This window comes from Pseudomonas sp. RIT-To-2 (assembly GCF_029623465.1).
GTDB classification, from domain to species: Bacteria; Pseudomonadota; Gammaproteobacteria; order Pseudomonadales; family Pseudomonadaceae; genus Aquipseudomonas; species Aquipseudomonas silvicola.
In genome coordinates this window covers 22,958-30,954 of sequence record NZ_JAPYKM010000052.1, presented here as the reverse complement: position 1 = coordinate 30,954, position 7,997 = coordinate 22,958, and the positions used below count along the sequence as shown (strand labels likewise).

Here is a 7,997-nt window from a genome sequence, read left to right as displayed (position 1 = left end):
TGCGGTGGTCCAGGATCAACGCCTTGGCATTGGTCAGGCCTTTGGCCAACTGACTGAAATACTGCTCGTCGATGAACGCCTGGCCGGCGCTGTGCCAGGCCTGCAGTTCGGCACCGAAGCGCAGGTCGGCAGCCTTGGCCGTGCTCAGGGTCTCGGCGCTGCCGGCCTGGGCATTGTCGGTGGCCATGCTGGCGTCGGTGCGCGCCTGGTTGCTGGTGACACTGGCATTGCCGCGCTCGCGGGAAATCAGCGCCTGGGCGCTGATCTGCGCGGCCTGCACGCCGTGGTAGGCATCGGCGGCGCCGGCCGGTGGGTGGATGGCCTCGACCACGGTGGCCAGCAACTCCACGCCGCTGTCCAGGCGGTCAAGGTCGGCTTGCACCTGCTTGCCAATGTCCTCGCCCAGTTGCGCACGGGTTTCGCCGAGCATGTCGTCCAGCTCGCGGCCGGCCAACTGGTGCACCAGCACCCGGCTGGCGGTGCTGCGGATCAGCGCCGGCACGTCGGCGCTGTTGTAGGTGGCCGCCAGGGCGGCCTGGTCGGTGAGGCCGATGCGGTAGACGAAACGCACGTCCATGTTCACCACCTGGAAGCTTTGCTGGTCACCGGCGCGGCTGGCGATGACCTGGGACTTTTCCGCGCGGTGGGACGCGTCCCACAGGCGGTTGGCGCTGACCGGCGCGGGGCCGTCGGCACTCACCGGTGCTTCGTCACTGCTGCCCTCGGCACTGGTGGCCAGCTCATGGATCACGCCGTTCTCAACGGTGCGCACCTGGCCGAATGGCCATGGCAGGCCCACATGCAGGCCGGGGCCGTACACGGTCACGGGCTTGCCGAACTGCTCGTACACGCCGCGGCCGTTCATGGGCACCTGGGTGACGCCGCTGAGCAGCCAGCCGATCACTGCGATCAGGCTGAGTACCGGCAGGCTGGCGCGGCGCATGAAGCCCAGCGCCCAGATTTGCCGCAGGTCGATGCCGAAGCGTTGCTGCATTTCATCCTGCAACCGCCCCAGCGGGCGCGGCGGCCAGTGCAGCAAGCCCGCCACCAGGCTGTCGGCGACGATCTGCGGCTCGAGGGTAGGGCGCTGGGGGCTGAACACCGACAGCAGCGCACGCACCAGCAGCTCCAGCGCGGCCAGCGCCGGCAGCAGGCCGGCCAGAACGGCCAGGCGCAGCGGCCAGATGGCCTCGGCGCTGGCGAAAAACAGGCACACGGCGGCCAGCAGCAGGCTGGCCAGGGTAATGCGCAGCTGCAGCGCCAGCCCCGAGGCCTCTGGCCATTCCACGGCGTCGGCGGCGCTCAGGTGGCGCTCCAGCACCAACAGCCCGAAGGCCAGCACCAGGCCCAGGCCAGCCAGCACGTAGGCACTCTCGCCCAGGGCCTGGGGCAGCAACGCCAGGTTCCAGCCATAGCGCACCAGCAGCAGCGCTGTCACGCTTGAGGCCATCAGCCACAGGGCGCCGACCCCCAGGCGCTCGACCCACACCAGGCCGGTGTCGGAAATGCGGTTGAGCAGGCGGTCGTAACCGCTCTGGGGTTCGTCCTGCACCCACTCCACCGGCAGCAGCCCCAAGGGCTCTCCCTTGAGTGCGGCATCGCGCCAGCGGGCGATGCGCCAGGCCCATTGCACGGCGCCGAGCAAGGTCAGGCTGGCGGCGCAGACCAGGCACAGCAGGGGCAGCCAGAGGGTGTCACGGGTGAACAGTTCGACGAATATGCCGCCCAGCAAGGCCAGGCCCAACACCCCTGCCAGCCCCAGCATCACGGCCAGCAGGCGCCGCGCCTGCCAGCTCGCACGCACAAACCGCGGCAGGGCGTGCAGGTCGCCGGCCGGGGAATCCAGATCAACTCTCATAGAACGCATTCTGACTCTTTGAATGATTGGGCTTGCCGCGCTCCATCCCTCCCTTCAGGTGTGAGAGGCGACCGGGCAGTCTACGTGGAAAAAGTAACTGTATAACAATGGGCGTGAAATTTTCGTCGCCAAGGCCCAGGCCAGAGGTGTTGCCTGGGCAACAGCCTGACAACAGTTTGCTGGCCAACAGTACCGCCAGGGTGCCGCGAACGGCCGCTTCGGCCCGCATCCATGGCCGCATGCAAGACGGCACGCACTGTGCAACGTCACCCCCACTGTATGCATGAATCTTTGTTCAGATTGGAGTTTTTGCCATGTCGCGTGAAATCCGCCTCAACGCTTTCGACATGAATTGCGTGGGCCATCAGTCACCGGGCCTGTGGGCGCACCCGCGTGATCGCTCCTGGGAATACAAGGACCTGGCCTATTGGACCGACCTGGCGAGGATTCTCGAACGTGGCAAGTTCGACGGCCTGTTCATCGCTGATGTGCTGGGTATCTACGATGTCTACCAGGGCAACGGCGACGCGGCCATCCGCCAGGCCACCCAGGTGCCGGTCAACGACCCGTTGCAGCTGATTCCGCCCATGGCCCTGGTCACTGAACACCTGGGCTTCGGCCTCACCGCGTCGCTGTCGTTCGAGCACCCGTATCCCTTCGCCCGGCGCCTGTCCACCCTCGACCACCTGACCCAGGGTCGCGCCGGCTGGAACATCGTCACCTCGTACCTGGAGAGCGGCGCCAAGAACATCGGCCAGGCCGCGCAGACCGAGCACGACGCGCGCTATGACTTTGCCGAGGAATACCTGGAGGTCTGCTACAAGCTGTGGGAAGGCAGCTGGGAAGACGGGGCGGTGGTGCGCGACCGGGCGCGGCGAATCTTCAGTGACCCCAGCAAGATCCACCCCATCGAGCATGCCGGCAAACACTTCCAGGTGCCTGGCATTCACCTGTGCGAGCCGTCGCCCCAGCGCACGCCGTTGCTGTACCAGGCAGGGGCGTCCAGCCGTGGCAAGCAGTTCGCCGCCGAGCATGCCGAGTGCGTGTTCGTCGCCGCGCCATCCAAGGTCCTGTTGAAAAAGACCGTGGCCGATATCCGCCGTCGCGCCGCGGAGGCCGGGCGCGACCCGCGCAGCATTCTCATCTTCAACCTGCAGACGGTGATCGTCGACGAAACCGATGCCAAGGCGCGGGCCAAGTTCGAAGAGTACAGGTCCTGGGTCAGCTACGAGGGCGCCATGGCGCTGATCAGCGGCTGGACGGGCATCGACTTCAGTCAGTTCCAGCCCAACGAAGCCCTGCGCCACGTCAAGACCAATGCCATCCAGTCCGCCGTGGAAGCCTTTTCCACCGCCGACCCGGACACCGTCTGGACCCCCAACTCCCTGGCCGACTGGGTAGGCATCGGCGGATTCGGGCCATTGTTCGTCGGAGGCCCGCAGACAGTAGCGGACCTGCTTCAGGAATGGATGGACGAGACCGATGTGGACGGCTTCAACCTGGCCTACGCGGTGACCCACGAGACCTTCAGCGACGTGGTCGACCACCTGGTGCCGGAGCTGCAGAAGCGCGGCGTGTACAAGACCGAGTACCGCCCCGGTACCCTGCGTGAGAAGCTCTTTGGCGCAGGGCCGCGGCTCGGGGCCAACCACCCGGGCGCCCGCTACCGGCGCGGTTGAACCGAGGCGAAACCCGTTTATGCTCTATCCGGCAACCCCACTGACAACAGTGAGTCCCCATGAATGACATCCTGATCATCGGCGGCGGCCTGTCCGGCACCCTGCTGGCCGCGCAACTGCTGCGCCTGCCAGGCCAGCGCCGGGTCCGCGTGTTCGAAACCCGCGCCGAACTGGGCCGCGGCGAGGCCTACAGCGCCACCGAGCTGGGCCATACCCTCAACGGCAACGCAGCGCGCATGAGCGTGGACCCCGACAACCCCGACGACCTGACCCAGTGGCTGGGCAGCCATATCGCCGGGGGTGGCTGGCCTGAGTCCGATGCCCAGCATGTACCGGTGGCCGAACTGTTCCCGCCCCGGGGCCTGTTCGGCGTCTATGTGCAGCAGCGGTTGGCCGAAGCCCGGCAGGTTGGCCAGGCCCAGGGTGCTACGGTGGAGCACGTGTGCGGCGAAGTGGTGGACCTGGAGGTTGATGCCACTGGCGTGCGCCTGAGCCTGGCCGATGGCAGCCAGGTACGGGGCAGCCAGGCGGTGCTGGCCACTGGCATGTTCCCGGCGGCGCGCACCCGCCAGCGCCAGTCCAGCGGCCTCAACGCGGCGGCAGTCGACCCCTGGGACGTGCACGCCATGCGCGGGCTGGACCCTCAGGGGCGGGTGCTGATCATAGGGTCCGGGCTGACCATGGTCGATGCCGTCGTGTCGCTGGACCAGGCGGGCCATCGCGGCCCCATCCAGGTGTATTCGCGCCATGGGCTTTTGCCCCATGTGCGCCGTCAGCCACCGGCATGGCCGGACTTCCTGGCTGCCGACCTGTCCATTCGCAGCCCCTTTCAGGTCGTGCGGGCATTGCGCGGCCAGTGCCGTCAGGCCATGGCGGCGGGCATCGACTGGCAGGCGCCGCTGGACACCGTGCGGGCCCATATCGGGCGCTTGTGGAGCCAGGCCAGCGAGCGCGAAAAGCGCCAGTTCGTGCGCCATGCTCGCCCCTGGTGGGAAAGCCATCACCACCGCTCGCCGCCGCCCAGTGATGCGCTGTTACAGCGCTTGCTGGCCGAGGGACGGGTGACCATTGCCGCCGCGTCCCTTCTGGGCATGGCGCCTGCCGAAAACGGCCAGGTGGGTATTCGGGTGCGTGACCGCGGCCAGACGAGTGAGCGTATCGACACGGGCGTTGCGCTGATCAACTCCACCGGCATCGAATATGACTGGCGCCGGGTTGATCGGCCGTTGCCCAGGCAACTGCTGGCCCGCGGCCTGATCCGGCCGGGGCCGCTGGCGCTGGGCATCGCGGCGACGGCCAACGGCGCGGTCCAGGACAGCGAAGGCCGGGCATCGCAACGGCTGTTCGCCATGGGCCCACCCCTGCGCGGCCTGTGGTGGGAAAGCACCGCCGTTACCGACGTGGCCTCGCAGGCCAAGGCCCTGGCCCTGACCTTGGCCGGCCCTCAGGTGTAGCGGCCGCGCAAGGTTTCGCCCGGCGGGGGCGCGGCTGAATACCTTTTGACGCGGCTGGACAGGTGCCCGAGCGGTAGCCAGAGTTCAAGGTATCAGGCCATGGAGTGCGCCCCGATGCTGTTCGATACCCGCTCGCAACCGCGCGCAGTGCTCAAGGATCCCAGGTTCTGGCTGGTCCTCTTGCTGGCCGTGGTCCTGCGTTGCTGGGCGTTGCCCAACCGCCCGATTTCCTTCGACGAAGGCTACAGCCTGCTCATCAGCTCGCTGGCGCCAACCGATATCGTCTACTGGACGGGGCGGGACGCGCATCCTCCGCTGTATTACTTCCTGCTGCATGGCTGGTTGAACGTGGCAGGGCACAGTGTGACGGCGGTACGCCTGCTGAGTGTGATACCCGGGGTGATCACAGTGTTCGTCCAGGCCTGGCTGATGGACCTGCTGGCGGGGCGCCGCGCCGCCTGGCTGGCCGGCCTGCTGCTGGCGATCGCGCCGTTTCTGGTGCGCTACAGCCAGGACGTGCGCATGTACAGCTGGCTGGCCCTGTGGCTGTGGGCGGCGACCCTGGTGCTGGTGCTGTGGCTGCGCTCACCGCGGCGCGGGTGGCTGCTGCTGGCCTACGCCGTGCTGATGACCCTGGGGTTGTACACCCATTATTTCGCCGGCCTGACGTTGGCCAGCCACTGGCTGTACCTGCTGTGGTTGCGTGTACGCCGCGGTCGGCCCGAAGCAGGGGCACCGGTGTGGTGGGCCTGCACGGGCCTGGTGGTGCTTGGTTTCGCGCCGTGGTTGCCCAGCCTGCTGCAGCAGTTGCAGCACACGGGGTTGTACTCCGGCTGGATGCCCCCCGTGACGGTGCGCAGCGTGCCGGAGCTGTTCTGGCGGTTCTCCGTGCTGGGCGACGGGGGTGCAGTGCCTGCGGCCCTCTGGCTGGCGTGGCCGTTGCTGCTGGCGCTGCTGGGCATAGTGTTGCTGTTCAAGGAACGCCATGCCCTGGAACCCGCGGCGTTGCTGCTGGCCAGTGTGCTGGTACCCATTGTGCTGGTGCTGGCTTTGGCGTGGAAAGTGACGTTGTTTTATCCCCGGTACCTGATCGTTCCCGCGGGGGCGCTGCCGCTGTTGCTGGCACTGGCGCTGGACCAGGCGATGACGCGGCACAAAGGTTGGGCAACGGCGAGCCTCGCCGCGCTGGCGGGGTTGTCGGCCGTGGGTATCTACACCCTGGTCACCCAGGGTGACCAGGACATCAATCGGCTACGCGAGGATGATCGCGTCACCTTCGTCACCGGTTTCATCGGTGCTCGTGCCCGGCCTGGCGACCTGGTGCTGGCGGACCATTTCGGCACGTACGTCAAAGTGTTCTTCTACCTTCCCGAGACGGTGCCGGTGCAGGTGCTTTCCGGTTCAACGCCGCCCGGCTCGCTGGGGGCAGAAGGGATTCTGTACAGCAATGCTTCCCAGCGTCTGTTGCCCACGCTGGCGGAGGTGCCCGACACTATTTGCCGGGTGTGGTGGTTGAGTTTCGACCATGGCGCCAGCGCCCAGGCGCTCTTCTCGGCGGCCGGGTGGCAGTTGGCAGACCACCTGCCGGCGCAGACGCCCGAGGCGTGGCTTTATGAGCGGGCCGCGCCCGGCTGCGCGGTGCCTGGCACTGCGCGGCGCCCTGGGCCCGGCCAGGTCCGCTGGGCTCAGGTTTTGGGGCCGTTGCCAATCAGCCAGACAAACGGCGGCTCGGTGCCGTTGATGGCCCAGTCGCCGACAATCCGTGCCTTGTAGAGGGTGGGGTTGTGCGAGGACACGGTCCGCGCATTGCGCCAATGGCGGTCCAGGGACTTGCTGGCGCGCACGTCGGATGCGCCCAGGGCGTTGAACAGGGCGGTGGTGGCGCGCTGGATCAACTCGGTCACGGCCACCTGGGCGCGGGCCGATTGCAGTTCGGCCTCGACGTTGGCCTGGTGCTCGGCCGCACTGTCCTGGCCAAAGCGCGCCAGGTAGGCCTGCTGAGCAGGCTGGGTCGCGCGCAGGGTAGCGGCCTCGGCGGCGTACACCCAGGCCGCGATTTCACCCACCACTTGCTGCACCTGGGCGTCCTGGCTGACATGGGGGGCGTTGCCGTGGCTGTAGACACGCTGGCGCTGGCTGACGCTGCGTGACACGTCGCGCAGGGTAGCGCGGCCGATACCGGAGAGCGTGGCCAGCAGCACCAGTTGGTAGAACGCCGTCTGGTATTTGAAGCGGGTGGAAAAATCGATGACGTTTTCGGCTTCTACCACGGCATTGTCGAAGCGGCTGCTGCCGCTACCCGTGGTGCGCTGACCGAAGCCGTCCCAGTCGTCGGTCTGAACGATACCAGGCTGCGCGGTGCGCACCGCAGCGATCACGTCCGCCCCCGTGTCGCTGCGCCGGGCGAACACGTCTATCCAGTCGGAAAACAGGCTGCCGGTGCTGTAGAACTTCTCGCCATTGAGGCGCCACTGGTCACCGTCAGGAGTGACCTGGGTCATGACATCGCCGATGGCCACGGCGCCAATTTCGGTCCAGGCGCAGCCGACGATGTCACCGGCCACGAAGCGGGCGAACCAGCGGTCGCGGCCAGGCGAGGGCGCTGCATTGAGGCGGTCCTCGGCAAAGGCGAAATGCCCGCGCAGGGCCTGGGGTACGTTGGCATCGGCTTCGGCCAGCTCGATCAGCAGCTCGAACAGCTGGGGCACGGAAGCGCCACTGCCGCCGTATTCCACTGGGACGCGCACGGCGCCGAAGCCGGCTTCCTTCAGCCATTGAATGGGCTCGTGGGGCAGGATGCGCTGTTGTTCGCGCTGCACCGCGCCTTCGGCGATGCGCGCGAAGATCGGCCGAAAGCGCGCTGCCAGCGCGGCGTAGTCGGTGCCGGTGGACAGCGGGTTGATGACGTGGTGGTCGGTCATGGTGCTACTCCCTGGTACGTTGCCGGGGGTGTTGCAGCCTTCATGCCACGCCCGCGGCCACGTAATCGCGGGCCACGCGAGCACG

The 7,997-nt window shown here is 67.5% G+C and carries 5 protein-coding genes; 3 read left to right on the top strand and 2 right to left on the bottom strand.

Annotated elements, in window-relative coordinates; genetic code table 11:
• On the bottom strand, positions 1-1,858 hold a 1,858-nt coding region (gene hflK / locus QBK88_RS28555), incomplete at its 3' end, for a protease modulator HflK (protein ID WP_445765019.1).
• A gap of 314 nt (positions 1,859-2,172) precedes the next feature.
• Here hflK and QBK88_RS28550 point away from each other — a divergent pair.
• The 3 genes from QBK88_RS28550 to QBK88_RS28540 all read left to right on the top strand — a co-directional run bounded on the left by QBK88_RS28550 (position 2,173) and on the right by QBK88_RS28540 (position 6,764).
• Positions 2,173-3,537, top strand: a complete 1,365-nt coding sequence (locus QBK88_RS28550; RefSeq protein WP_277964703.1) for an LLM class flavin-dependent oxidoreductase — start codon at positions 2,173-2,175, stop codon at positions 3,535-3,537.
• 59 nt (positions 3,538-3,596) lie between these two features.
• The gene (locus QBK88_RS28545; RefSeq protein ID WP_277964702.1) at positions 3,597-4,991 is read left to right on the top strand and encodes an FAD/NAD(P)-binding protein; all 1,395 of its coding nucleotides are present in this window, start codon (positions 3,597-3,599) and stop codon (positions 4,989-4,991) included.
• A gap of 99 nt (positions 4,992-5,090) precedes the next feature.
• Positions 5,091-6,764: a glycosyltransferase family 39 protein gene (locus tag QBK88_RS28540; protein WP_277964701.1), complete on the top strand. Its 1,674-nt coding sequence runs from the start codon at positions 5,091-5,093 to the stop codon at positions 6,762-6,764.
• Here the strand turns inward: QBK88_RS28540 and QBK88_RS28535 are convergent.
• A complete protein-coding gene (locus QBK88_RS28535; protein WP_277964700.1) occupies positions 6,677-7,912 on the bottom strand; it encodes an acyl-CoA dehydrogenase family protein in 1,236 nt (411 codons plus the stop codon). The two genes, QBK88_RS28540 and QBK88_RS28535, sit on opposite strands and share 88 nt — an antisense overlap.
• Positions 7,913-7,997 lie beyond the last annotated feature (85 nt).